Below are 344 nucleotides of genomic sequence, written 5' to 3'. Positions count from 1 at the left end.
GATCGGCGACTCCCTGCACAACCCTGAAGGATCGGTCATGAGTGCCGGGTTCTTCGAGCTGAAGGCGTCCGAGCCTCTGGTGTACACGTACACGTACACGTACGACGAGATGAAGGTCGTCATCCAGGGCGAGTTCATCCTCACCGACCAGAGCACCGGTGAGGTCACCCACGCCAAGGAGCGCGACGTGCTGTTCTTCCCGAAGGGGACCACAGTGAAGTTTGAGACCCCCGAATACGGCCTGGGCTTCTTCACCGGCGAACGCTCCTTCGCCCCGTAAGGACCGCCATGCCGTCCGCGGTGTCATCTGTGGGGCTTAGCACCACAGATGACACCGCGACCAG

General features: G+C 61.6%; 1 protein-coding gene. It reads left to right on the top strand.

The genetic code is table 11. From position 1 onward, the window contains the following. Positions 1 to 280: cupin domain-containing protein (locus tag AC5RWD_RS23285; protein ID WP_494022278.1), on the top strand; the 280-nt coding region annotated here is incomplete at its 5' end. Positions 281 to 344: the final 64 nt, after the last annotated feature.

The organism is Arthrobacter sp. CMU6 (assembly GCF_059090205.1).
Note: the sequence above shows the minus strand (reverse complement) of the source record. Positions and strands in the feature narration are given on the sequence as shown.